The sequence below is a fragment of the uncultured Parolsenella sp. genome (genome assembly GCF_958346945.1).
Lineage (GTDB): Bacteria > Actinomycetota > Coriobacteriia > Coriobacteriales > Atopobiaceae > Parolsenella.
The window spans coordinates 257,688-281,045 of the sequence record NZ_CATVTL010000001.1 but is presented as its reverse complement, the minus strand read 5'-3'; the positions used below and the strand labels follow the sequence as shown (position 1 = coordinate 281,045).

General features: G+C 64.2%; 24 protein-coding genes. 2 read left to right on the top strand and 22 right to left on the bottom strand.

The window, feature by feature from the left end:
* Positions 1 to 146: 146 nt before the first annotated feature.
* The 13 genes from Q3866_RS01255 to rplC form a co-directional block, all read right to left on the bottom strand.
* Positions 147 to 440 (bottom strand): CDP-alcohol phosphatidyltransferase, encoded by a 294-nt coding sequence (locus Q3866_RS01255; RefSeq protein WP_301828985.1) that lies wholly within the window; start codon positions 438 to 440, stop codon positions 147 to 149.
* Positions 441 to 688: 248 nt separating this feature from the next.
* Positions 689 to 1,024, bottom strand: a complete 336-nt coding sequence (gene rplX / locus Q3866_RS01250) for a 50S ribosomal protein L24 (protein WP_073296271.1) — start codon at positions 1,022 to 1,024, stop codon at positions 689 to 691.
* Between the two features lie 14 nt (positions 1,025 to 1,038).
* On the bottom strand, positions 1,039 to 1,407 hold the full coding sequence (gene rplN / locus Q3866_RS01245; RefSeq protein ID WP_293673109.1) for a 50S ribosomal protein L14: 369 nt from the start codon (positions 1,405 to 1,407) through the stop codon (positions 1,039 to 1,041).
* An 83-nt stretch (positions 1,408 to 1,490) separates the two neighbouring features.
* Complete coding sequence (gene rpsQ / locus Q3866_RS01240) at positions 1,491 to 1,757, bottom strand: 30S ribosomal protein S17 (RefSeq protein WP_073296275.1); 267 nt, start codon at positions 1,755 to 1,757, stop codon at positions 1,491 to 1,493.
* A 20-nt stretch (positions 1,758 to 1,777) separates the two neighbouring features.
* On the bottom strand, positions 1,778 to 1,981 hold the full coding sequence (gene rpmC / locus Q3866_RS01235) for a 50S ribosomal protein L29 (RefSeq protein ID WP_293673108.1): 204 nt from the start codon (positions 1,979 to 1,981) through the stop codon (positions 1,778 to 1,780).
* Positions 1,982 to 1,984: 3 nt separating this feature from the next.
* Positions 1,985 to 2,416 (bottom strand): 50S ribosomal protein L16, encoded by a 432-nt coding sequence (gene rplP, locus Q3866_RS01230; protein WP_293673107.1) that lies wholly within the window; start codon positions 2,414 to 2,416, stop codon positions 1,985 to 1,987.
* On the bottom strand, positions 2,416 to 3,123 hold the full coding sequence (rpsC, locus tag Q3866_RS01225) for a 30S ribosomal protein S3 (protein ID WP_293673106.1): 708 nt from the start codon (positions 3,121 to 3,123) through the stop codon (positions 2,416 to 2,418). Before rpsC ends, rplP begins: the two co-directional genes overlap by 1 nt.
* Before the next feature lie 6 nt (positions 3,124 to 3,129).
* Positions 3,130 to 3,492: a 50S ribosomal protein L22 gene (gene rplV / locus Q3866_RS01220; protein ID WP_293825283.1), complete on the bottom strand. Its 363-nt coding sequence runs from the start codon at positions 3,490 to 3,492 to the stop codon at positions 3,130 to 3,132.
* A 14-nt stretch (positions 3,493 to 3,506) separates the two neighbouring features.
* Positions 3,507 to 3,767, bottom strand: coding sequence for a 30S ribosomal protein S19 (gene rpsS, locus Q3866_RS01215; protein ID WP_126420828.1), 261 nt, complete (start codon positions 3,765 to 3,767; stop codon positions 3,507 to 3,509).
* A 24-nt stretch (positions 3,768 to 3,791) separates the two neighbouring features.
* Complete coding sequence (rplB, locus tag Q3866_RS01210; RefSeq protein WP_293673104.1) at positions 3,792 to 4,625, bottom strand: 50S ribosomal protein L2; 834 nt, start codon at positions 4,623 to 4,625, stop codon at positions 3,792 to 3,794.
* A 190-nt stretch (positions 4,626 to 4,815) separates the two neighbouring features.
* Complete coding sequence (gene rplW / locus Q3866_RS01205; RefSeq protein ID WP_293673103.1) at positions 4,816 to 5,112, bottom strand: 50S ribosomal protein L23; 297 nt, start codon at positions 5,110 to 5,112, stop codon at positions 4,816 to 4,818.
* A complete protein-coding gene (rplD, locus tag Q3866_RS01200) occupies positions 5,113 to 5,739 on the bottom strand; it encodes a 50S ribosomal protein L4 (protein WP_301828974.1) in 627 nt (208 codons plus the stop codon).
* Positions 5,740 to 5,782: 43 nt separating this feature from the next.
* Entirely contained in the window at positions 5,783 to 6,403 is a 621-nt protein-coding gene (gene rplC, locus Q3866_RS01195) for a 50S ribosomal protein L3 (RefSeq protein ID WP_293673101.1), read from the bottom strand.
* 369 nt (positions 6,404 to 6,772) lie between these two features.
* Between rplC and Q3866_RS01190 the strand changes: the two genes are divergently transcribed.
* A complete protein-coding gene (locus tag Q3866_RS01190; protein ID WP_301828972.1) occupies positions 6,773 to 8,515 on the top strand; it encodes a class I mannose-6-phosphate isomerase in 1,743 nt (580 codons plus the stop codon).
* Positions 8,516 to 8,594: 79 nt separating this feature from the next.
* Positions 8,595 to 9,281: a pentapeptide repeat-containing protein gene (locus tag Q3866_RS01185; protein WP_301828971.1), complete on the top strand. Its 687-nt coding sequence runs from the start codon at positions 8,595 to 8,597 to the stop codon at positions 9,279 to 9,281.
* A gap of 229 nt (positions 9,282 to 9,510) precedes the next feature.
* On the opposite strand, the gene rpsJ is transcribed toward Q3866_RS01185, so the two are convergent.
* The 9 genes from rpsJ to rplJ all read right to left on the bottom strand — a co-directional run bounded on the left by rpsJ (position 9,511) and on the right by rplJ (position 23,111).
* Positions 9,511 to 9,819: a 30S ribosomal protein S10 gene (rpsJ, locus tag Q3866_RS01180; protein ID WP_293673098.1), complete on the bottom strand. Its 309-nt coding sequence runs from the start codon at positions 9,817 to 9,819 to the stop codon at positions 9,511 to 9,513.
* A 70-nt stretch (positions 9,820 to 9,889) separates the two neighbouring features.
* Positions 9,890 to 11,986 (bottom strand): elongation factor G, encoded by a 2,097-nt coding sequence (gene fusA / locus Q3866_RS01175; protein ID WP_301828969.1) that lies wholly within the window; start codon positions 11,984 to 11,986, stop codon positions 9,890 to 9,892.
* 25 nt (positions 11,987 to 12,011) lie between these two features.
* Positions 12,012 to 12,485, bottom strand: coding sequence for a 30S ribosomal protein S7 (rpsG, locus tag Q3866_RS01170; RefSeq protein ID WP_293673096.1), 474 nt, complete (start codon positions 12,483 to 12,485; stop codon positions 12,012 to 12,014).
* A 58-nt stretch (positions 12,486 to 12,543) separates the two neighbouring features.
* Positions 12,544 to 12,912, bottom strand: a complete 369-nt coding sequence (gene rpsL, locus Q3866_RS01165) for a 30S ribosomal protein S12 (RefSeq protein ID WP_293673095.1) — start codon at positions 12,910 to 12,912, stop codon at positions 12,544 to 12,546.
* Positions 12,913 to 13,349: 437 nt separating this feature from the next.
* On the bottom strand, positions 13,350 to 13,571 hold the full coding sequence (locus Q3866_RS01160; RefSeq protein ID WP_293673094.1) for a helix-turn-helix domain-containing protein: 222 nt from the start codon (positions 13,569 to 13,571) through the stop codon (positions 13,350 to 13,352).
* Positions 13,572 to 13,695: 124 nt separating this feature from the next.
* On the bottom strand, positions 13,696 to 18,135 hold the full coding sequence (locus Q3866_RS01155) for a DNA-directed RNA polymerase subunit beta' (protein ID WP_301828965.1): 4,440 nt from the start codon (positions 18,133 to 18,135) through the stop codon (positions 13,696 to 13,698).
* A 6-nt stretch (positions 18,136 to 18,141) separates the two neighbouring features.
* On the bottom strand, positions 18,142 to 21,654 hold the full coding sequence (locus Q3866_RS01150; RefSeq protein ID WP_301828964.1) for a DNA-directed RNA polymerase subunit beta: 3,513 nt from the start codon (positions 21,652 to 21,654) through the stop codon (positions 18,142 to 18,144).
* A 462-nt stretch (positions 21,655 to 22,116) separates the two neighbouring features.
* The gene (gene rplL, locus Q3866_RS01145) at positions 22,117 to 22,494 is read right to left on the bottom strand and encodes a 50S ribosomal protein L7/L12 (RefSeq protein ID WP_293673091.1); all 378 of its coding nucleotides are present in this window, start codon (positions 22,492 to 22,494) and stop codon (positions 22,117 to 22,119) included.
* Positions 22,495 to 22,592: 98 nt separating this feature from the next.
* Positions 22,593 to 23,111, bottom strand: a complete 519-nt coding sequence (gene rplJ, locus Q3866_RS01140) for a 50S ribosomal protein L10 (RefSeq protein WP_293824172.1) — start codon at positions 23,109 to 23,111, stop codon at positions 22,593 to 22,595.
* Positions 23,112 to 23,358: the final 247 nt, after the last annotated feature.

Here is a 23,358-nt window from a genome sequence, read left to right as displayed (position 1 = left end):
GTGCAGCTCATAAGGATATGCCTTTGCAAGGGCTTTTACCAGTGGAAATTCCCGTTTTGGTCGCGCGCGGTCCCGCGTTCACGCGACCCCCACAAAAAAGGGCGCCGCCCCAGGCGACGCCCATCATAGCAGTCCCGTCGTCGGTCCTACTCGTCGACGCTCGCGTGGAACGAGGCGTCCGCCGCGACTTCGAGCAGGCTCTTGCCGTCGATGCACGGCAGGTTGAGCACCTCGTCGACCGTGGGCACCAGGTCGGAGCAGTCCGTGAAGTGGCCCTTGTCGTTGAGCAGCCCGCAGTCCTGGACGCGCCAGTAGCCATCGGTGTGGGTGACGTAGTAGGTCTTCTCCCCCATCTCGGCGAAGACGCGCGTGTTGGCGCGCAGGTAGCCGTCAAGCGTGTCCGGCCCGATCTCGACCGTCTCCTCAGCCATCTTTCCCATGAGAGCTCCCTTCTTCTTACCCGCGGCGCGCGCCGCGGATGGGCTAACCCTTCCTTGGGTCAAGGGTGCCCCTCATGGGGCCGCTCCCATCCCTCATACCGACGAGCGGGCAATATCGTCGTGGCAGCGGTGGTTGAGGCAGCCAGAGGGAGGTCCTCGCTCACGCCTACCGGCCCCACATACAAGAAAGGAGCCCACAGGCCAAGCCTGCGGGCTCCTCGTTGCATCTGGGATGCGTTACCTCGAACCTACTTCTTGTAGGGGTCGGGGATGACCTCGCCGCTCTTCTTGGCGACGCGCACCTTGGTGCCGTCCTCCTCGAAGCGGTAGCCAACGCGCGTGGGTGTGTCGGTCTTGGGGTCGATCAGGGCAACGTTGGAGACGTCGATGGGCATCTCCTTGTTCACGAAGCCACCCTGCTGGTTGTCCTGCGTGGGACGGACGGCCTTCTTGGCGACGGCAACGCCCTCGACGACAACCTTGCCCTCGCGGGGAAGGGCGCGCACGACGACGCCGCGCTTGCCCTTGTCCTTGCCAGAGAGCACCTGGACGGTGTCGCCGGTCTTGATCTTCATCTTAGCCATAGTGGCGACTCCTCCTAAAGCGTCTCAGGCGCGAGCGAGACGATCTTCATGTACTTGTGATCGCGCAGCTCACGGGCGACGGGGCCAAAGATACGGGTGCCGGTCGGGTTACCGTCCTTGTCGATGAGGACGCAAGCGTTCTCGTCAAACTTGATGTAGGAGCCGTCCTTGCGGCGGGTCTCCTTGACGGTGCGAACGATGACGCAGCGAACGACGTCACCCTTCTTGACGGAACCGCCCGGCGTGGCCTCCTGGACGGCGGCGATGACGACGTCGGCGATGCCGGCGTAACGGCGCTTCGAGCCACCCAGAACCTTAATGCACCTCACCTTCTTGGCGCCGGAGTTATCGGCGACGGTGAGCATGGTCTGCATCTGAATCATTGCAAATCCCTTTCAGAAGCTCATCCGGCCCAGAGGTGCACCCTCACGAGCAGCGCACATGGGCCGATAGATGGCCTTGGCAGTTACTTGGCGGCCTCAACGACCTCGACGAGGCGCCAGCGCTTCGTCTTGGACAGGGGACGCGTCTCCATGACCTTGACGGTGTCGCCAACGTGCGCGACCTCGTTCTCGTCGTGGGCGTGGAGCTTCTTGGTAACGGTAATCATCTTGCCGTACTTGGGGTGGCGCTTGCGGTTGTCGATCTTCACGGTGATGGACTTGGCACCGGAGATGGAGGTAACGACGCCCACGCGCACCTTACGCGAGTTACGAGCCTCGGTATCGCTCATGTTCTTCTCCCTAGACTCTTCTACTTCGCCTCAGCGGCGATCTGGCGGGCGCGCATCTCGGTCTGGATGCGAGCGATGTCGCGCTTGACGTTGGTCACGCGGGCCGTGTTGTCCAGCTGGCTGGTGGCCATCTGGAAACGCAGGTTGAAGAGCTCGGCGCGGCCGTCCTCAAGCTTCTTGGCGAGCTCCTCGTCGGAGAACTCGCGGATCTCGTTCATCTTCATGGGTTACTCGTCCTTCCCAGCCTGCTGGTCGGCAAGGGTGACAATCTTCGTCTTGATGGGCAGCTTGTGCTGGGCAAGACGGAGAGCCTCCCTGGCGATCTCCTCGGAGACGCCACCGATCTCGAACATGATGCGGCCGGGCTTGACCACGGCCACCCACTCCTCGGGGTTGCCCTTACCCTTACCCATGCGGGTCTCGGCGGGCTTCTTGGAGATGGGCTTGTCCGGGAAGATCGTGATCCAGACCTTACCGCCACGCTTCATGTAACGGGTCATGGCGATACGGGCGGCCTCGATCTGGCGGTTGGTGATCCAGTGAGCCTCAAGGGCGACGATGCCGTACTCACCGAAGTGCAGCTGGGTGTTGCCCTTGGCGTGGCCCTTCATGGAGCCACGCTGCACCTTGCGGTGAAGAATACGCTTAGGAGCCAGCATTAGTTGCCCCTCCTCTCATTGCGACGACGGGGACGCGAGGAGCCCTCGAGGGCCGGCTGCGGCTTGGGCTGGCCGGGGAGCTTCTCGCCGACGTAGATCCAAACCTTCACGCCACAGGCACCCATGGTGGTGCGAGCGGTAGCCTCACCAAAGTCGATGCAGGCACGAAGGGTGTGCAGGGGCACGCGACCCTCGCGGTACCACTCGCGACGGCCCAGCTCGGCGCCGCCGAGACGGCCGGAGCACTGGATGCGGATGCCCTTGGCGCCGGCCTTGCGGGCAGACTGCACAGCCTTGCGCATGGCGCGACGGAAGGCGATGCGCTGCTCGAGCTGGTCAGCGACGCTCTGGGCAACGAGGGAGGCGTCGAGCTCGGGGCGCTTAACCTCGATGACGTCAACGTTGACCTGGCCCTTGCCGACCTTGGCGATCTTCTCGAGCTCGGAGCGGAGACCGTCGATCTCGGCGCCCTTCTTGCCGATGACGATGCCGGGGCGGCCGGTGTAGATGGTGACCTTCACCTTGTCGCCGGCGCGGTCGATCTCCACGCGGGAGAGCGCAGCCTTGGCCAGACGCTTGTTGAGGTACTTGCGAATCTCGAGGTCATTGCCGAGCGTGGTGGCGTAGTCCTTGTCGGCGTACCAACGGGAGCGCCAGTTCTCGGTGACTCCGAGGCGGAAACCAGTGGGGGAAACCTTCTGACCCATGTGGCTTTACGCCTCCTTTCGGGGAGCGACGGTGATGGTGATGTGGCTCGTGCGCTTGTTGATGCGGCTCGCGGAGCCCTTGGCGCGCGGGCGGATGCGCTTGAGCGTCGGGCCCTCGTCGACGTAGGCGGCGACGACCTCGAGGGACTCGGGACGCATGCCCTTGTTCTGGTAGGCGTTGGCCACGGCGGACTTCAGGACCTTCTCGACGTCCACGGCGACGGCGCGCTCGCAGAACTGGAGCAGCTCGAAGGCACGTGCGACGGGCTGGTTACGGACCTGGTCAACGACAAGGCGAGCCTTGCGCGGAGCGACGCGGACGTACTTGGCGGTCGCGGAGACCCAGTTCGGGTTGGTGTTCTTAGCCATTAGTCAGTACCTCCTTAAGCCTGCTTGTGGCCACGGAAGGTGCGGCTCGGGGCGAACTCGCCCAGCTTGTGACCAACCATGGACTCGGTGATGTACACGGGGACGTGCTTGCGGCCATCGTGGACGGCGATCGTGTGACCAACCATCTCGGGGAAGATGGTCGAGGAGCGCGACCAGGTCTTGATGACCTCCTTCTTACCAGCCTCGTTCATCGCAGCGACACGCGAAAGGAGGCGAGTCTCCACGAACGGGCCCTTCTTGAGACTTCTGCTCATAGGTGCTTTCTCCTACTTCTCGCGTTACTTCGTCTTGCGACGACGGATGATCAGACGGTTCGTGGACTTCTTCGGGTCACGCGTCTTCTTGCCCTTGGCAGGCTTGCCCCACGGGGACACGGAGGGACGACCAGAGGTGTGGTTCTTGCCCTCGCCGCCGCCGTGCGGGTGGTCGACCGGGTTCATGACCGTACCACGGACGGTCGGACGGACGCCGGCCCAGCGGTTACGACCGGCCTTGCCGATCTTGATGTTGGCGTGCTCGGCGTTGCCAACCTCGCCGATGGTGGCGCGGCAGGTGATGAGCACGCGGCGCATCTCGGAGGACGGCATGCGAAGGATGGCGTAGCCACCCTCCTTGCCCATCAGCTGGCAGGAGTTGCCGGCGGAGCGGGCGATGGCGGCGCCACGGCCGGGCTGGAACTCCACGGCGTGGACGAGCGTACCAACGGGGATCTCGGACAGCGGCAGGCAGTTGCCGGGCTTGATGTCGGCCTCGGGGCCGCTCATGACCATGTCGCCAACCTGGAGGCCCTTGGGGCACAGGATGTAGGCCTTGGCGCCGTCGACGTAGTGGAGCAGCGCGATGCGGGCGGAGCGGTTCGGGTCGTACTCGATCGTGGCGACCTTGGCGGGCACGCCATCCTTGCGACGCTTGAAGTCGATGATGCGGTAACGACGCTTGTGACCGCCGCCCTGGTGGCGGGTCGTCACGCGGCCGTTGTTGTTGCGGCCGGCCTTCTTGGGCAGCGGCGCAAGCAGCGACTTCTCAGGCTTGTCCGTCGTGATCTCGGCGAAGTCCGAGACCGTCTGGAAGCGCCTGCCTGCGCTGGTGGGCTTGAGGTGCTTAACTCCCATGTTGCTTTCCCTTTCAAATATTTCCGTTAGCCATCCCGCTCAAGGGATGAGGCCCTGGCCCTTGCGGGCCTGCTGGCTATTCCAGCTCGTGGCCTCGGCGAGATGACGCCGGATTACCACGGTGCCGCGCGTATCCTTCCACGCGGCGCGGACACGCCCCAGGCTCAGGGCCAGGGGCGGGTGTGCCTCGCTACTCGGCAGCCTGCTGACCGAAGACCTCGATGGTATCGCCCTCGGCGAGGGTAACGATGGCCTTCTTCCAGGAGCGGGTCATGCCAGCGACATAGCGGACGCGCTTCTTCTTGGGCTTCACCGAAATGGTGTTGACCTTGAGCACGTGGACGCCGAAGAGCTTCTCGACGGCGGCGGCGATCTCCTCCTTGGGGGCGTTCTTGGCCACCTCGAAGGTGTACTTGTTCTGGCTCATGAGATCGAACGAACGCTCGGAGACGATCGGGCGAATGATGACGTTGTAGACGGAGTTCATTTAAGCGAGCACCTCCTCGAGGGTCTTGGCGACCTCGCTGGACATGACGAGAGCAGCGTTGTCGATGAGGAAGTGCGTGGTGGCCTCGCCAACGCCGATGACGCGGACGGTCTCGACGTTGCGGAAGGACAGGTAGGTGTAGATGTCATCATCGGAGACGACGACGGTGACGCGCTTGCCCTCGAGCTCGAGAGCCTTGAGCAGGGCGACGGCCTGCTTGGCGCTGGGCTTGTCGAAGCCGTAGTTGTCGACGACGACGAGCTCGTTGTCGCGAAGCTTGCCGGAGAGGACGCCGCGCATGGCGAGCTTGATCTCCTTGTTGTTCAGGCGACGGTTGTGGGTGCGGGGGGTGGGGCCAAAGGGCACGCCGCCGCCGACCCACTGGGTGGCGCGGATGGAGCCCTGGCGGGCACGGCCGGTGCCCTTCTGGCGCCAAGGCTTGGCGCCGCCACCGGAGACCTCAGAGCGGCCCTTGGTGTCGTGGGTGCCCTGACGCAGGTTGCCGAGCTGAACGGTCACGACCTGGTGGATGACGGGGATGTTCGGCTCGATGCCGAACACGCTGGAGTCGAACTCGACGGTGTCAACCGCCTTGCCCTCCGCGTTCTTGATTTCGATCTTGGACATCATGTTCTCCTTGGTAGCCTAAAGGTTTGGTTGCTCTGGGCCCTTAGGCCATGCGGATCGAGACGAGGCCGTTCTTGCCACCGGGGACGGCACCCTTGACGAGCATGAGGTTCTGCTCAGCGTCAACGCGGACGAGCTTGAGGTTCTTGACCGTGACGCGCTCGTCGCCCATGTGGCCGGCCATGTGCAGGCCCTTGCGCACGCGGGAGGGGTAGGCGCACTGGCCGATGGAACCGGGCTTGCGCTGGTTGCGCGAGCCGTGCGTCATGGGACCGCAGGCGAAGTTCCAGCGCTTGATGGTGCCCTGGAAGCCCTTGCCCTTGGAGGTGCCGGTGACGTCGACGTTCTTGACCTCAGCGAAGTCGGCAACGGTGACGACGTCGCCCACCTTGTGATCCTCGCCGTTGGCGACGCGGACCTCGCGCAGGTAGCGCATGGGCTCGACGCCGGCCTTGGCGAAGTGACCCGCCATCGGCTTGTTCACACGGTTCTTCTTGATGCTGCCGAAGCCAATCTGAACGGCGTCGTAGCCGTCGGTGGCAACGGTCTTGACCTGCGAGACGACGCAGGGGCCGGCCTGGATGACCGTAACGGGGACGACGTTGTCGTCCTCGTCAAACACCTGGGTCATCCCGATCTTGCGGCCGAGGATGGTGCTGACCATACACGTTCCTTACCTTCGGTGGTCTTGGGTCACCCGCACGCCCCTTGCGCACGGCCCCAGAGGACCACGTCCTACAGACTGCTGCGCTATCAGGGCGTTGGCTGTGAGCCACGTGCCCCTCGCGTTGCCGGCGGAAGCACTGGGCTTCTCGAGCCCGTTCGAGGGATACGCCCGACTCCGTGGTTTGGAGACGACACAGCATGCCCCTAAAAACGCAGCCTGTCTAGTATACACAGCTCAGAGGCCCTTCACAATCTCTCTACCTCTCTTCGCGCGAGGTCATCGGTGGTGGTAGCTCCCCTGCGGCCCTTCTTTTTATGTGCGAACATATTGCTATGTTGTTCTTACATTTTTAATGATTGGAGAGACATGCCCTATCTGAACTTCGAGAGTCACTACGACAAGGCCCCCGAAATCGAGGTGACGGGCGAGCATGCGTCCTGGGGCGGCTGGGAGAGCGTCCTGGGGGCGATCTGCGCCCGCGCCGCTCACGCAAAGGCGCACGTCATCGCCATCGACTGCTACCCCGGCGTCGACGACGCCCTGCTCGGCCTTGTGAGCCAGCGCCTGGCGCCCGAGCTTGTGGTGGACATGCGCGGCCTGCTGCTGCCCCAGGAGCGCCTGAACGGCATTCTCTCGCCCTTCCTCACCGATGACCGCGTGCGCGGACGCATGTGCTTCATGCAGCTGAGCGAGTTCCTCGACGCCCAGAAGGTTGAGGATGCTCGCCGCCAGGTGGAGAAAGCCGAGGGGCTCGTGCTCGTCTATGGCGTGGGCGCCACGCTCGTGGCGGACACCGACCTTGCCATCTACGCCGACCTCGCCCGCTGGGAGGCGCAGCAGCGCTACCGCGAGGGCGCTCCCAACTACCTGCTCGACAACCCGGACGAGGACCAGCTGCGCAAGGTGAAGTGCGGTTTCTTCGTCGAGTGGCGCGTGGCAGACCGCCACAAGTTCGACGTCATGCCCGACTGCGACCTCTACCTCGACACGAACGACAGGGACAATCCTGCCATGGTCGAGGTCGAGGGCCTGCTCGCGGGCCTGGCACAGACCGCTCGCGCACCCTTCCGCCTCGTGCCCTCCTTCGAACCGGGCGTCTGGGGCGGCCAGTGGATGCGCGAGGTCTGCCACCTCTCGCCCGAGCCGCCCAACTTTGCCTGGGGCTTCGACGGCGTTCCCGAGGAGAACAGCCTCTACCTGCGCTTTGGCGACGTGCGCCTCGAGACGCCGGCGATGAACCTCACCAAGCTCATGCCGCGCGAGTTCCTGGGTAGGCGCACCTACGCCCGCTGGGGAGCCGAGTGCCCCATCCGCTTTGACTTCCTCGACACGATGGGCGGCCAGAACCTGTCGCTGCAGGTACACCCCACCACCGAGTACATACACGAGCACTTTGGCATGACCTACACGCAAAACGAGTCGTACTACATCCTCGACACCGAGGATGACGGTGCCGTCTACCTGGGACTCAAGGAGGGCATCGATCCCACCGCGATGGTCGCCGACCTGCGCGAGGCACAGGCGGGTGGGGCACCCTTCGACACCGAGCGCTACGTCAACCGCTGGCCGGCTAAGAAGCACGACCACTTCCTCATCCCGGCGGGAACGCCCCACTGCTCAAGCGCCGGCACGATGGTCCTTGAGGTGAGCGCCTCACCCCTCATCTTCACGTTCAAGCTGTGGGACTGGGGGCGCCTGGGCATGGACGGGCTGCCGCGCCCCATCCACATCGAGGATGGCAGGCGCGTCATGAACTGGGATTGCACCACCTCATGGGTACGCGAGAACCTCGTGAACGCCTTTGAGCCCGTCAGCGAGGACGAGGCCTGCACCGTCACGCACACGGGCCTGCACGAGCTCGAGCCCGTCGAAACCCGTGCCATCGACGTTCGCACGTCCTACGAGGGCACGACCGCAGGCGAACTGTGCGTCTTCAACCTCGTGGAGGGCCAGCAGGCACGCATCGTGAGCCCCACGAGAGCCTGGGAGCCGCTCGAGGTGCACTACGCCGAGACGGTCTTTGTCCCAGCCGATGCGGGCGACTTCCGCATCGAGTGCCCCGAGGATGCCAGCGAGGTTCGCGTGCTCATGGCCACACCGCGCGCCTAAGAGGCTTATGGCCAATGGGCGGGCAGGCCCCCGCGCTCTCGAGCGCTATCCTTGATGCCCACGACAGAGAGGAGCCCGCATGAAGAGGCAGGGGTTTGCCCGCGTGACGCCAGGCATAGGCCCAAACGTTGGCGAGGAGGAGGTGAGGCAGCTCTGGGCAGACGGTAACGCAAGCATCAAGGGAACGCTCATCAAGGACCTCTACGTCGAGCCCCTCGATTCGTACAGCGGCACCTTCGATGCCCAGAGCTGCGCATACGAGAACGCGCGCTTCGAGGGCTGCACCTTTGACCACGTCGATTTCTCGGACTCCACCTTTGCCGACGTCGAATTCAAGAGTTGCCGCTTCATCGCCTGCGAGATGAGCCGCTCCTGGCTCAACCGCGTCGACTTCGCCTCCTGCTCCGCTCCTGGCATCTCGTTCGAGAAGGGCCGCCTCACCGGCGTCTCGGTCGCGGACTCGCAGATGAGCTTCGCGAATCTCTCCGAGTGCAGCGTCATAGGCCTGCGCGTAAGGTCCACGAACCTCTCGGAGGCGTCCTTTGCCCGCGCCAGGCTTCTCAAGCTCGAGCTCGCTGACGTGGACCTCACGCGGGCGGCCTTCCACGGGGCGCCCCTGGGCGGCGTCGACCTTTCGGAGTGCCGCATAGCGGGCATTGGCCTTTCCGCAAACCTGCGCGAGATTCGCGGCGCCATCATCGACGAGACGCAGGCGATCGACCTGATGGGCTACCTGGGCGTCAAAATCCGCGGGTACGAGCAGTAGGGGTTGGCGAGGAATCGCCTCGATGGATGGCACGCAAGCCCTTATCGGGTTCCTTGTCCGTCTTCGAGCACGCACGCCGCGCTCTCCACCTGCGGCTACACGAACGAGGCCCGGGAGCCACATCCACAAGATCGCAAGCCACGCGAAGCAACCGCACAACATGTCACCAGACAAAGAAAGCCCCCGAAGTAGCTTGGCTTCGGGGGCTTGCCTGTGAGCTAAAGAGACCTTAGAGCTTGATCTCGATGTCAACGCCGGCCGGCAGGTCGAGACGCATCAGCGAGTCGACGGTGCTGGACGTGGGCTCAAGGATGTCGATGAGACGCTTGTGGGTGCGCATCTCGAACTGCTCGCGGGAGTCCTTGTCCTTGTGCGGCGAGCGGATGACCGTGTAGAGGTTGCGCTCGGTGGGCAGAGGGATGGGGCCAGACACCTTGGCGCCCGTCTTCTGGGCGGTATCGACGATGAGCTTGGCAGACTGGTCAACGACCTCGTGGTCAAAGCCCTTGAGACGAATCCTGATCTTCTGAGTAGACACTTGGTACCTCCATCGGCAGGGGCGTGCGTGTCGTGCACGCCCCTGGTCGCATTATCTAAAGGGCCGTAGCTTAGGCGTTGCCGCCAGCCTTGCTGACAATCTGCTCGGCAACGGACTTGGGGACAGGCTCGTACTCGGCGAACTGCATGGTGTAGCTCGCGCGACCCTGCGTCTGGGAGCGCAGGTCGGTGGCGTAGCCGAACATCTCGCCCAGGGGCACCTTGGCCTTGATGGACGTGGTGCCGTTGCGGTCCTCCATGCCCTGGATGGCGCCACGGCGGGAGTTCAGGTTGCCCATGACGTCGCCGAGGTACTGCTGCGGGGTCTCGACCTCGACGTCCTCGATCGGCTCGAGCAGGACGGGGTCAGACTTCTTGAGGGCGTCCTTGATGGCCATGGAGCCGGCAATCTTGAACGCGGCCTCGGAGGAGTCGACCTCGTGGTACGAACCATCGATCAGGGTCACCTTGATGTCGACGACCGGGTAGCCGGCGATGACGCCGCTCTCGAGCGCCTCCTGGATGCCCTTGTCGATCGAGGGGATGTACTCCTTGGGGACGACGCCGCCCACGATGGCGTTGACGAACTCGTAGCCCTTGCCGGACTCCTGCGGCTCGATGTTGATGACCGCGTGACCGTACTGACCACGGCCGCCGGACTGGCGGACGAACTTGCCCTCGGCCTTCTCGACCGCGTGACCAGCGGTCTCGCGGTAGGCGACCTGCGGCTTGCCCACGTTGCAGTCAACGTTGAACTCGCGCTTCAGGCGGTCGACGATGATCTCGAGGTGCAGCTCGCCCATGCCGGCGATGATCGTCTGGCCGGTCTCCTGGTCGGTGTGGACCTGGAAGGTCGGGTCCTCCTCGGCGAGCTTGGCCAGGCCAACGCTCATCTTGTCCTGCTCGGCCTTGGTCTTGGGCTCGACGGCGACGTCGATGACCGGGTCGGCGAACTCGATGGACTCGAGGATGATCTGGTGAGCCTCGTCGCACAGGGTGTCGCCCGTGGTGGTGCTCTTCAGGCCCACGGCGGCGACGATGTCGCCGGTGGAGCAGGACTCACGGTCCGTACGGTCGTGGGCGTTCATCTCGAGGATGCGGCCCAGACGCTCGCGAGTGCCCTTCGTGGCGTTGTACACGTAGGAGCCAGCCTCGGCGGTGCCGGAGTAGACGCGGAAGTAGGTCAGCTTACCGACGAACGGATCGGTCTGGATCTTGAAGGCCAGGGCGCTGAACGGGGCCTTGTTGTCGGCCTCGCGGGTCTCGGTCTCCTTGGACTTGGGGTTGGTGCCCTCGACCGCGGGGACGTCGAGCGGGCTGGGGAGGTAGTCGACGACGGCGTCGAGGAGCTCCTGGATGCCCTTGTTCTTGTAAGCGGAGCCCACGAAGACGAGGTTGAGCTCGTTGGCGATGACGCCCTTGCGCAGGGCGGCCTTGAGCTGCTCGACCGGAATCTCCTCCTCCATGAGAATCTTCTCCATGAGGTCGTCGTCATAGTTGGCGGCGGCGTCGAGGAGCTCCTCACGCTTGGTCTGGGCGAGGTCGGCGAACTCGGCCGGAATCTCGTCCATGGCCTCGGGGTAGATCATGCCCTTGTCGTCTTCCTTGAAGTCCCAGGCGGTCATGGTGACCAGGTCGACGAGGCCCCAGAACTGGTCCTCGGCACCCATCGGGATCTGGGCGGCTATGGCGTTGGCGTGCAGGCGCTCCTTCATCGTGTCGATGGCGTGGAAGAAGTCGGCGCCGATGCGGTCGTACTTGTTGATGAAGGCGATGCGCGGGACGTTGTAGTTGTGGGCCTGACGCCACACGGTCTCGGACTGCGGCTGGACGCCGGCGACGGCGTCGAAGACGGCGACGGCACCGTCGAGGACGCGCAGGGAGCGCTCGACCTCGGCCGTGAAGTCAACGTGGCCCGGGGTGTCGATGATCTGGATGACGGAGTTCTTCCAGAAGCAGGTGGTGGCGGCGGACTGAATGGTCACGCCACGCTCCTGCTCCTGAACCATCCAGTCCATGGTGGCGGCGCCATCGTGGACCTCACCGATCTTGTGGGTCTTGCCGGTGTAGTAAAGGATTCGCTCGGTGGTCGTGGTCTTACCGGCATCAATGTGGGCCATGATGCCGATGTTGCGCATGTCCTTGAGCGTGTACTTGCTCTTTGCCATGAGTGTTTTCCCCTAACCTTAGCGCTTACCAGCGGTAGTGCGAGAAGGCGCGGTTGGCCTCGGCCATCTTGTACATGTCCTCACGCTTCTTGACAGAGGCGCCGATGCCGTTGGAGGCGTCGATGATCTCGTTGGCGAGACGCTCGGCCATGGTCTTCTCCTTGCGGGAGCGGGAGAAGGTGACGATCCAGCGGATGGCCAGCGTGGTGGCACGACGGGAGTTGACCTCCATCGGGACCTGGTAGGTGGCGCCACCAACGCGCTTGGGCTTGCACTCGAGGGTCGGGCGGACGTTGTCCATGGCCTTCTTGAAAACGGCCAGGGGATCGGACTCGGTCTTCTCCTTGACGAGGTCGAATGCACCGTAGACGATGCGCTCGGCGACGGACTTCTTGCCGTCGAGGAGGACCTTGTTGATGAGCTGGGTCACGAGACGGTTGTTGTAAACGGCGTCCGGCGTGACCTCACGGCGGTGATTAGCAGATGCACGACGCGGCATAGTGGAACTCCTTCAAAACTTGCCCTGCTAGGGGCGGGAATTACGAACGGGGTGCGACCTAGCCGCGCTTGGCGCCGTAGCGCGAGCGGGCCTGCTTGCGGTCCTGGACGGCAGCGCAGTCATAGGCGCCACGGATGATCTTGTAACGCACACCAGGGAGGTCACGGACACGGCCGCCGCGGACCAGGACGATGGAGTGCTCCTGGAGGTTGTGGCCCTCACCCGGGATGTAGGCGGTAACCTCGATGCCGTTCACGAGACGCACACGAGCGACCTTACGAAGAGCCGAGTTCGGCTTCTTGGGGGTCGTGGTGAAGACGCGGGTGCAGACGCCACGCTTCTGGGGGTTGTGCTTAAGGGCGGCGTTCTTCGACTTGCTCTTGATCGTGGTGCGGCCCTGACGAACCAGCTGGTTAATAGTAGGCAAAGTCTCTCTCCTTCATACCTAACTAGACCTGTGCGTTTGCCTATTTGAGGGCGGCGCGACATACGTCACCCCGAATTGGCGCAAGTTGGTAGATTACTCGTGGTAAAAGTATCTGTCAAAAAGCCACGGTGCCGGGCGTATCCATCTACACATTCCGGGCATATGAGAATCGCTGGGCACCTCTCCCCCATCGCTATGGACGGCCGTGTTACTGGCCCAAAGTGCCTATTTCCGACTTGGAGAACTCGATTTTAGGCAGACGACGTCAGCAACGCGATTACTTACGCGCTGCGAGGACGGGCGCACGCATCCACCTGGCGCCTTTTGCCGCTTCCGAAGGACAAGCCCTCGATGCGCGAGATCAGACCGCCCATAAAAAAGGAGGCACCGCCGGGGTGTCTCCCTTTTGTCTTCTTTGAGATTCTCGAGCGAGGCGTCTACTGATTCTTGGGCGGACGGCCCCTCTTGCGTGGTTTGAGGGAGTCCTCACCCTCATTGCGGTATGTGGCGCACCAGCGGAAGAACGCGCTCTTGCTCTTGATGTCGTACGTCCTCATGGCCTCGGATGAAGTCATGCCACCCTCGAGGTGTGCCTTGACCGCATCCCTCTTGGTCTCGAACGGATACGAATTCCTCGAATCACCCTTCATTACAGGCATAGCCCCCCCCTTCAAAGCTACGCAGCTGCCGTATCAATAGTTCAATCTTATATGAAAACAGAGGCCGCAGCGTAGAGCTGCGACCTCTATATCAAACTATTTTGCGAACGGTTACAACCGGGCCCTAATCGTCGGAATCCATGGAGCCATCGTGACGAACGACCTGCGAGAGCAGGGCGTCGAGCGACTCGAGGCCCTCGTTGATGACGTCGCCCTTGGGCTCGTCCTTCGACGAGGCGCCGATGAGCTCGTCGTCGGCGTAGTGGTGCGAGGGCGTCGCAGAGGAGCCAAGCATCACGTCGGAGTCGGCGTCGGGCGAGAAGACCATGTTCAGCAGCTGCGACAGGTCCTCCTCGTCGGCGACGGCGTTGTCGTCGGGCTCGAGGATGTAGAGCAGGCCACGGGCCTCGAGACCCTCGCGAAGCTCCTCGATGGCCTTGGCGCCGATGCCGTCGATGTGCAGCAGGTCATCCTCGGTCTTGCCGATGAGGTCGCCCACGGTCTCGATGCCAACCTCGCCGAACTTGTTGGTCCAGCGCTGCGACACACCAAGGTCGTCGAACAGGTAGAGCTTGGCGTCCTCGGACGAGAGCGTGCGGCCGTTCTTGGAGTACACGCTGCCGTAGCCGAAGTCATCGCCCACCCAGTCGAGCTGCTGCGGGAGCTTCTCCTCGACTTCCTTGAGGGTGTCGGGGGCCCACTCGGGCAGGACCTTGTCGGCCGGATCGGTCGGGCCGGAGATCTTCTGGCCGTGGTAGGTGAGCTCGACGTCGCCGTAGGCGGACAGGCCGGTGCCGGCGGGGATCTTCTTGCCCACGATGACGTTGGACTTCAGGTCCATGAGGTTGTCGACCTCGCCGGAGATGGCAGCCTCGGTGAGGACGCCCGCCGTGCGGATGAACGACGCGCTCGACAGCCAGGAGTCGATGGAGCTGGCGACCTTGAGCGTGCCCAGGATGGCCGGCTCGGCCTCGGGGGCAACGCCACCGGCGAGGGTGATCTCGTTGACGGTGTCGGCGAACTCGTAGCGGTCGATGTACTGGCCCATGAGGTACTTGGAGTCACCGGGGTTGGTGATCTGGACGCGGCGCAGCATCTGGCGCGCGATGACCTCGATGTGCTTGTCGTTCAGCTCGACGCCCTGGGACGTGTAGACGTCCTTGACGCTCTCGACGAACGTGTGCATCGTCGACTCGATGTCGGTGAGGCGGCGCAGGTTGCGGAAGTTGACGAAGCCCTTCGTGATCTGGTCGCCGGCGCGAACGTCGCAGCCGTCCTCGATGCCCGGCATGAAGCGGGCGCTCGCGGGGATGCGCTTCTCGTCGAGAATGCGCGAGTTGTCCTCGGGGTCGAGGATGCGCACGAGGTACTCGGTCTGCTCGGGCTGAATCGAGAGCTTGCCGGACAGCGGGGCAAGGTCTGCCTCGCGGCCCAGAATCTTCTCGTTGACGTTGCCGACGACGTCGAACATGCGGCCAACCGTGGGCAGGCCCTGCGTGATGTCGTCAGCGCCAGCGACGCCGCCGGAGTGAATCGTGCGCATCGTGAGCTGGGTGCCCGGCTCGCCGATGGACTGGGCGGCGATGATGCCCACCGCGGTGCCGACGTTGACCGGACGACGCGTGGAGAGGTCCCAGCCGTAGCACTTCTGGCAGACGCCGTTCTTGGAGCGGCAGGTGAGAAGCGCGCGGAGCTCGACCTTCTTCAGGCCGTGGTCGACGAGGCGCTGCATGTCGGCGACGGACTCGATGTAGCCGTCCTTGGCGATGAGGACCTCGCCCGTCTCGGGATCGAGCACGTCGTTGAGCGCGCAGCGGCCCACGAGGTCGGCGTTGAGCTCGGTCGTGCCCGGCTTGATGAGGTTGTAGGTGACGCCCTCGGTGGTGCCACAGTCCTCCTCGCGGACGATGACGTCCTGGGCCACGTCGACGAGACGACGGGTCAGGTAGCCGGAGTCGGAGGTGTGGGACGCGGTGTCGACCAGGCCCTTACGGGCGCCGTACGTCGAGATGAAGTATTCGAGCGGCAGCAGGCCCTCACGGAAGTTGGCCTTAATGGGCAGGTCAATCGTGTCACCGGACATGTCGGCCATGAGGCCTCGCATGCCGGCGAGCTGACGGAGCTGCGTCTTGGAGCCACGGGCGCCGGAGTCGGCCATCATGTAGATGGGGTTGTCGTCGTCGAAGCCCTCGAGCATCGCCTTGCCCAGCGCCTCGGTGCACTCGGTCCAGGCGTTGACGACCTCGACGTGGCGCTCCTGCTCGGACAGGAAGCCGTCCTCGTAGTACTCGTTAATCTCGTTGACGTTGGCCTGGGCCTGCTCGATCATCTTCGGCTTGCACTCGGGGATGACGGCGTCCCAGACGGACACGGTCAGGCCGGCGCGGGTGGCGAAGTGGAAGCCGGCGTACTTGATGGCATCCAGGATCGGCTCGACCTGCGCAAGCGGGTAGCGGTCGCAGCAGTCGTTGACGAGCTTGCCCATGTCGCTCTTCACCATCTTGTAGTTGATGAAGGGGTAGTCGGCGGGCAGGCACTGGCGGTTGAAGATGATGCGGCCGATCGTCGTCTCGAAGCGCACGGGCTTGTCGGTGACGTCGTAGTCCTCCTCCTTGCCCCAGGCGGTGCGGACGCGGAAGATCTTGCGGCCGTCCTGCTCGACGTTGGCCTCGTCGGCGCTCACGCGGACCATGACCTTGGCCTGGATGTCGACGTCGATGCGGGAGTCGTAGGCGCTCATGGCGTCATCGAAGCTCGCGAAGACGTGGCCCTCGCCGGGCATGTCGCCCTTCTCGGTCGTCAGGAAGTAGACGCCGAAGACCATGTCCTGGGACGGCACGGTGAGCACCTTGCCCGAGGCGGGCGAGCGCAGGTTGTTGGACGAGAGCATGAGCACACGGGCCTCGGTCTGGGCCTTCGTGGACAGCGGCACGTGGACCGACATCTGGTCGCCGTCGAAGTCTGCGTTGAAGGGGGCGCACACCAGCGGGTGCAGGTGGATGGCCTTGCCCTCGACGAGGACCGGCTCGAAGGCCTGGATCGACAGACGGTGCAGCGTAGGTGCGCGGTTGAGCAGCACGAGACGACCGTCAATGACTTCATCGAGGACGTCCCACACGGCGGGCTGGCTGCGGTCGATGGCGCGCTTGGCGCCCTTGATGTTCTCGACCTTGCCGAGCTCGACGAGGCGGCGCATCACGAACGGCTTGAACAGCTCGAGGGCCATTGCCTTGGGCAGGCCGCACTGGTGGAGCTTGAGGTGCGGGTCGGTGACGATGACGGAACGGCCGGAGTAGTCGACGCGCTTGCCGAGCAGGTTCTGACGGAAGCGGCCCTGCTTGCCCTTGAGGGCCTCGGCCAGGGACTTGAGCGGGCGACCGCCACGACCGGTGACGGGACGACCACGACGGCCGTTGTCGAACAGGGCGTCGACGGACTCCTGCAGCATGCGCTTCTCGTTGTTGACGATGATCGCCGGAGCGTCAAGGTCGAGGAGGCGCTTGAGTCGGTTGTTGCGGTTGACCACGCGACGGTAGAGGTCGTTGAGGTCGGAGGCGGCGAAGCGGCCACCGTCGAGCTGCACCATGGGGCGCAGGTCGGGCGGGATCACGGGAATCACGTCGAGGATCATGTTGGCCGGGTCGTTGTGGCCCTCGAGGAAGGCGTCGACGATCTCGAGACGCTTGACGGCCTTCTCGCGACGCTGTTTCTGGCCCTTGTCGTCGGCGATGATGGCGCGCAGCTCGGCGGCCGTCTTCTCCAGGTCGATGGCGCGCAGCAGCTCGCGGACGGCCTCGGCGCCCATGCCGCCCTTGAAGTAGATGGAGTAGTAGCGCTTCATCTCGCGGAAGAGGCTCTCGTCGGAGATGAGCTCACGCTCCTCGAGCGTCATGAACTTCTCGTACGCCTCGGTGCGGAGCTGCTTCTCCTCCTCGTACTCCTCGCGCAGGTCAACGATGGCAGCGGCGAGCTCGTCGTCGCTCATGACCTCGGAGCCGTCGAACTCGTCGACGACGCCGGCAGCCTGGTCGGCGCGCATGCGCTCGATCTGCTCATCGCGCTCGGCGTCGAGCTGCTCGAGGTCGGCGGCCAGCTCCTCCTTGAGGTCGGCAGCGTCGGCCTCGCGGGCCTCGGTGTCGACGCTCGTGATGACGTAGCTGGCGAAGTACAGGACCTTCTCGAGGTCCTTGGACTTCATGTCAAGCATGCGGGACAGCGGGAAGCTCGAAGGGCTCTTGAAGTACCAGATGTGGCTCACGGGAGCGGCGAGCTCGATGTGGCCCATGCGCTCGCGGCGCACCTTGGCGCTCGTGACCTCAACGCCGCAGCGCTCGCAGACGATGTTCTTGAAGCGGATGCCCTTGTACTTGCCGCAGGCGCACTCCCAATCCTTGACCGGGCCAAAGATCTTCTCGCAGAACAGGCCGTCCTTCTCGGGCTTGAGCGTGCGGTAGTTGATCGTCTCGGGCTTCTTGACCTCGCCGTGCGACCAGCTGCGGATGTCGTCGGCAGAGGCGAGGGAGATCTTGATGGCGTCGAAGTCAGTGGTATCGAAATCTGCCACGGTTCGCTACTCCTTCTCGTTCGTGGTCTCGGCAACGAGCTCGGGCTCCTCGCCGGAGGCGGGCTCGGAGTCGATCGGGGCGCCGATGAGGTCGGCGGAGGCGTCGGCGAAGACGTCGACGGGGTTGGCCGCGACCTCCTCGGTCTGCTCGGCGGCCTTCGCGGAGCGCTTCTTGTAGGAGATCGGCTCGATGTCGAGGGCGAGCGAGCGAATCTCCTTGACGAGAACCTTGAACGACTCGGGGATGCCGGAGTCGGGCACGTTCTCGCCCTTGACGATGGACTCGTAGGTCTTCACGCGGCCGATCGTGTCGTCGGACTTGACGGTGAGGATCTCCTGCAGCACGTTGGCGGCGCCGTACGCGTACAGGGCCCAAACCTCCATCTCACCGAAGCGCTGGCCGCCGAACTGGGCCTTGCCGCCCAGCGGCTGCTGGGTAACGAGGCTGTAGGGGCCGGTCGAACGGGCGTGAATCTTGTCGTCGACCATGTGGCCGAGCTTCAGGATGTAGCTCGTGCCCACCGTGATCTTGTCACGGAAGGGCTCGCCGGTGCGGCCGTCGTAGAGCGTAGTCTTGCCAAAGCTGTTGAGCTGCGGCACGAACTGCTCGTCCATGTGCTCGCCGAAGCGCTCGCGGGCGCGGTTGACGAGGTTGATGTTGGTGCGGCGGATGGCCTCGGCGACCTCGTCGGCCGTGGCGCCGTCAAAGACGGGCGTGGCCACGGGGATGGGGCCGGGGACGTACTTCTTGGAGTCGGCGTCGTCCATGTCCCAGCCGTTGGCGGCGGCCCAGCCGAGGTGGCACTCGAGCAGCTGGCCAACGTTCATACGGGACGGAACGCCCAGCGGGTCGAGCAGGACGTCGACGGGCGTGCCGTCGGCCATGTAGGGCATGTCCTCGACGGGCAGGACGCGGCACACGACACCCTTGTTGCCGTGACGGCCGGCGATCTTGTCGCCCTGCTGAATCTTGCGGCGCTGGGCAACGAAGACGCGGACGAGGTCGTTGACTCCGGGCGGGAGGTCGTCGCCGGCCTCGCGGCTGAAGCGCACCACGTCGACGACGCGGCCGTAGGAGCCGTGGGGCATCTTGAGCGACGTGTCGCGGACGTCGTGGGCCTTGGCGCCGAAGATGGCGCGCAGGAGGCGCTCCTCGCTGGTAAGGGCCGTCTCGCCCTTGGGCGTGACCTTGCCAACCAGGATGTCGCCGGGGCCGACCTCGGCGCCGATGCGGATGATGCCCTCCTCGTCGAGGTTGGCAAGCATGTCCTCGCCCAGGTTGGGGATCTCGCGGGTGATCTCCTCGGGGCCGAGCTTGGTGTCGCGGGCATCGATCTCGTGACGGGAGATGTTCACCGAGGTGAGCAGGTCCTGCTGCACGACGCGCTCGGAGACGATGATGCCGTCCTCGTAGTTGTAGCCCTCCCACGGCATGTAGGCCACGGTGAGGTTGGCGCCGAGGGCGAGCTCGGAGTTGTCGATCGAGGGGCCGTCGGCCAGGGGCTGGCCGGCGACGACCTTGTCGCCCACGTGGACGATCGGGCGGTGGTTGATGCAGGTGCTCTGGTTGGAGCGCTGGTACTTGGGCAGGTCGTAACGCTCGGGGCCCTTGGCACCGTCGACCGTGACGTGGGCAGCATCGGCCTCGACGACCACGCCGTCGTGGTGCGAGTAGATGATCTCGCCGGAGTCGAGGGCGGCACGCGCCTCCATGCCGGTGCCAACGAGCGGGGCGTGGGCGTGAATCAGGGGCACGGCCTGACGCTGCATGTTTGCACCCATGAGCGTACGCTTAGCGTCGTCGTGCTCGAGGAACGGAATGAGCGTGGCGGCCACGGAGAGCAGCTGACGCGGCGAGACGTCCATGTAGTCGACCTCGGAGACGAGGCACTCGGCAGGGGCGCCGAAGGAGCCGTCGAAGTCGCGCGTGCGGGCGACGATGCGCTTGGGATGCGTGATCTCGCCGTTGGAGTCGATCTCGATGAACGAGCCATCCTTGGGGTCGATGGGCGTGTTCGCCGGGGCGATCACGTGGTCCTCTTCCTCGTCGGCCGTCATCCAGTCGATCTGGTCGGTGGCCTTGCCGTCAACGACCTTGCGGTACGGGGCCTCGATGAAGCCGAAGCTGTTGACGTGGGCGTAGAGGGCCAGGGAGCCAATCAGGCCGATGTTGGGGCCCTCGGGCGTCTCGATGGGGCACATACGGGCGTAGTGCGAGTTGTGGACGTCACGGACGGCCGTGGGGACGTTCGTGCGGCGGCTGGAACCAGACTTGTGGCCGGCGAGGCCGCCCGGGCCGAGCGCGGACAGGCGACGCTTGTGCGTGAGGCCGGCCAGCGGGTTGGACTGGTCCATGAACTGGGACAGCTGCGAGGAGCCGAAGAACTCCTTGATGGCCGCCACGATCGGGCGGATGTTGATGAGGCTCTGCGGCGTGATGTCGTCGACGTCCTGGGCGGCCATGCGCTCGCGCACGACGCGCTCCATGCGGCTCATGCCGATGCGGAACTGGTTGGCGACGAGCTCGCCGACCGTGCGCACGCGACGGTTGCCAAAGTGGTCGATGTCGTCGACCTTCTTGGTGCTGTCGCCGGCGTGGAGGGCGAGCAGGTAGCGCAGGGCCGTGACGATGTCCTCGGCGGTGAGGACGGACTCGGCGGAGTCGACGTCGATGCCGAGCTTCTTGTTGATCTTGTAGCGGCCGACCTTGGCGAGGTCATAGCGCTGCGGGTTGAAGTACAGGCCGTCGAGCAGGCTGCGGGCGGAGTCGACCGTGGGCGGCTCGCCGGGGCGCTGGCGCTTGTAGATCTCAATGAGGGCGTCCTCGCGCGTCTGGGCGACGTCGCGCTCGAGCGTGGAGCGGACAATCTCGGAGTCGCCGAGCAGCGTCAGAATCTCGTCATCGCTCTCGGCGATGCCGAGGGCGCGCAGGAACATCGTGGCGCTCTGACGACGCTTGCGGTCGATGGAGACGACGAGCTGGCCGCGCTTGTCGACCTCGAACTCGAGCCAGGCGCCGCGGGCGGGGATGAACTGCACGCGGTGGCACTGGACGCCGTTGTCCATCTCGGCAGCGAAGTACACGCCCGGCGAGCGGACGAGCTGCGAGACGACGACGCGCTCGGTGCCGTTGATGATGAACGTGCCGCGGTCGGTCATGAGCGGGAAGTCGCCCATGAAGACGAGCTGCTCCTTGATCTCGCCCGTCTCCTTGTTCACGAAGCGGACGTCGACCAGCAGCGGCGCCTGATAGGAGATGTCCTTGGCGCGGCACTCGGCGATTGAGTGGGCGGGGTCACCGAACTGGTGGTCACCAAAGGTGATCTCCATGGTTCCGGCACTGTTCTCGATGGGCGAAGCCTCGGCGAAGGCCTCGGCCAGACCATCGGTCATGAAGTGCTCGAAAGACTCCTTCTGGATGGTAATCAGGTTGGGGAGCTCCATCGCGGGGGCGATCTTGGAGAAGCTCACGCGATCGTGCTTGACTGCGGAGGTGGTAGTAGACTTAGCGGTACGCACCAGGCATTTCCTCCTTCAACATGGCATATGGCGGCAGTTGTCGCAAACTAGTAATCTACCGAAGGTTGTCTCGCGCGTCAATGAACAGTCTTGACATTCCCATTCTATTCATTTATCTTTTCGCGCTTATGCCATTTGCTGGGGTTTTGCTCCGGCAGGTGGCATTCCTTTTATGGAGACAGTATGTGCAAGCTGCGGGTATGTCCCCGGGAGGCTCTCGGCGGACGGTTCCGCCTGGTCGGGAGAAGCGCCCACTCGGACGCCTCTCGGCGCTCGCCAGGCCTCAGGGACAGTCACGGACATGCCCAAGCGCCACCCACCGAGCGCGGCCGACGGGCCAACGCCCACACTCCCCCGTCCTTCCATCCGAGACATGAAAAAAGGCCCCGCATCGCAAGGCGACACGGGACCTATTCAATAACTCAAGCTGCCTTGCGGCAGAACACCAAGAGGTGCGAAGAGTTACTTGAGGGAGACGGCAGCGCCGGCGGCCTCGAGCTTCTCCTTGGCGGCCTCAGCGTCCTCCTTCTTGGCGCCCTCGAGGACGGCCTTGGGGGCGGACTCGACGACCTCCTTGGCCTCCTTCAGGCCAAGGCTGGTGAGCTCGCGGACAACCTTGATGACGGCGATCTTGTTGTCGCCGAAGCCCTCGAGCACGACGTCGAAGTTGGTCTTCTCCTCAGCGGCCTCGGCGCCAGCGGCAGGAGCGGCGACGACGGCGGCAGGAGCGGCAGCGGAGACACCGAAGGTGTCCTCGATGGCCTTGACGAGCTCGGAAGCCTCGAGAAGGGTCATTTCCTTAAGAGCATCGATGATCTCATCGGTGGTGAGCTTAGCCATTTTACTAAGTCCTTTCGTAGCTCACGCGCATGCGTGAAGTTTGTCTAGTCTGGCGCTTGGTGCGCCGGGTTCGCGGGTTTGCCGCGCGAGGGTCGCTACTAGGCGGCCTTCTGCTCGGAAACCTGCTGGATCGAACGGGCGAGACCAGAGGAAACACCATTGACGCACACCGCGATGTCGCGGGCGAAGCCACTGATGAGACCGGCGATCTGGCCGAGGAGCTGCTCCTTGGAGGGGAGCTCGGCGATGGCGATGATCTCCTCGGCGGAGACCACGGAGCCGTCGACGATACCACCACGGAACTCAATCTTGTTGAGCTTCTTGGAGATCTCCTTGATGACCTTGGCAGCAGCGGCGGGATCGCTCTCGTAGAAGACGCAGGCGACGGTGCCCTCGAGGCAATCGTCGATGGCAGGCATCTCGGCCTTCTCGAGCGCGATGCGCACGATGTTGTTCTTGTAGACCTTCATGTGAGCGCCCGCCTCGCGCAGACCGCGACGAAGCTCCTGGGTCTCCTTCACCGTAAGGCCACGGTAATCGATCACGAACACACCCGCGGAAGCCTCCAGGGAAGCGGAGACCTTCTCGAGCATATCGATCTTGGACTGAGCTGGCATATGTACACCTCCCCTCGAGCGAACCTGTGCACGTCTCGCCAGTAGGCGGGACTTCGCTCGAGGAAGAACAAAGACCCCGCCAGGCGCTTGGCCAGACGGGGTCTCAACAATTTCACTCGTTGGACCACCTCGGCAGGCGGGCTATGCCCCTTAGGCCTTTGCAGGCACCGGCTGTCTCTGGCAGCGGACGTACTATGTGCATAACAGTAAAAATGATATTCCGCCCGCCCCGAAAGTCAAGAGACAA

Excerpts from the sequence above, each read along its gene's own strand:
- rplC (WP_293673101.1), bottom strand. The coding sequence starts at position 6,403 with ATGGTCAGCACCATCCTCGGCCGCAAGATCGGGATGACCCAGGTGTTT.
- rplV (WP_293825283.1), bottom strand. The coding sequence starts at position 3,492 with ATGGCTAAGAACACCAACCCGAACTGGGTCTCCGCGACCGCCAAGTAC.
- rplX (WP_073296271.1), bottom strand. The coding sequence starts at position 1,024 with ATGGCTAAGATGAAGATCAAGACCGGCGACACCGTCCAGGTGCTCTCT.
- fusA (WP_301828969.1), bottom strand. The coding sequence starts at position 11,986 with ATGGCAAAGAGCAAGTACACGCTCAAGGACATGCGCAACATCGGCATC.
- rplP (WP_293673107.1), bottom strand. The coding sequence starts at position 2,416 with ATGCTGGCTCCTAAGCGTATTCTTCACCGCAAGGTGCAGCGTGGCTCC.
- Q3866_RS01160 (WP_293673094.1), bottom strand. The coding sequence starts at position 13,571 with ATGCCTGTAATGAAGGGTGATTCGAGGAATTCGTATCCGTTCGAGACC.
- rplW (WP_293673103.1), bottom strand. The coding sequence starts at position 5,112 with ATGAACTCCGTCTACAACGTCATCATTCGCCCGATCGTCTCCGAGCGT.
- rpsC (WP_293673106.1), bottom strand. The coding sequence starts at position 3,123 with ATGGGTCAGAAGGTTTCCCCCACTGGTTTCCGCCTCGGAGTCACCGAG.
- Q3866_RS01185 (WP_301828971.1), top strand. The coding sequence starts at position 8,595 with ATGAAGAGGCAGGGGTTTGCCCGCGTGACGCCAGGCATAGGCCCAAAC.
- rplD (WP_301828974.1), bottom strand. The coding sequence starts at position 5,739 with ATGTCCAAGATCGAAATCAAGAACGCGGAGGGCAAGGCGGTTGACACC.
- rplL (WP_293673091.1), bottom strand. The coding sequence starts at position 22,494 with ATGGCTAAGCTCACCACCGATGAGATCATCGATGCTCTTAAGGAAATG.
- rplB (WP_293673104.1), bottom strand. The coding sequence starts at position 4,625 with ATGGGAGTTAAGCACCTCAAGCCCACCAGCGCAGGCAGGCGCTTCCAG.
- Q3866_RS01255 (WP_301828985.1), bottom strand. The coding sequence starts at position 440 with ATGGGAAAGATGGCTGAGGAGACGGTCGAGATCGGGCCGGACACGCTT.
- rpsG (WP_293673096.1), bottom strand. The coding sequence starts at position 12,485 with ATGCCGCGTCGTGCATCTGCTAATCACCGCCGTGAGGTCACGCCGGAC.
- Q3866_RS01190 (WP_301828972.1), top strand. The coding sequence starts at position 6,773 with ATGCCCTATCTGAACTTCGAGAGTCACTACGACAAGGCCCCCGAAATC.
- rplN (WP_293673109.1), bottom strand. The coding sequence starts at position 1,407 with ATGATTCAGATGCAGACCATGCTCACCGTCGCCGATAACTCCGGCGCC.
- rpsQ (WP_073296275.1), bottom strand. The coding sequence starts at position 1,757 with ATGAGCGATACCGAGGCTCGTAACTCGCGTAAGGTGCGCGTGGGCGTC.
- rpsS (WP_126420828.1), bottom strand. The coding sequence starts at position 3,767 with ATGAGCAGAAGTCTCAAGAAGGGCCCGTTCGTGGAGACTCGCCTCCTT.
- rplJ (WP_293824172.1), bottom strand. The coding sequence starts at position 23,111 with ATGCCAGCTCAGTCCAAGATCGATATGCTCGAGAAGGTCTCCGCTTCC.
- rpmC (WP_293673108.1), bottom strand. The coding sequence starts at position 1,981 with ATGAAGATGAACGAGATCCGCGAGTTCTCCGACGAGGAGCTCGCCAAG.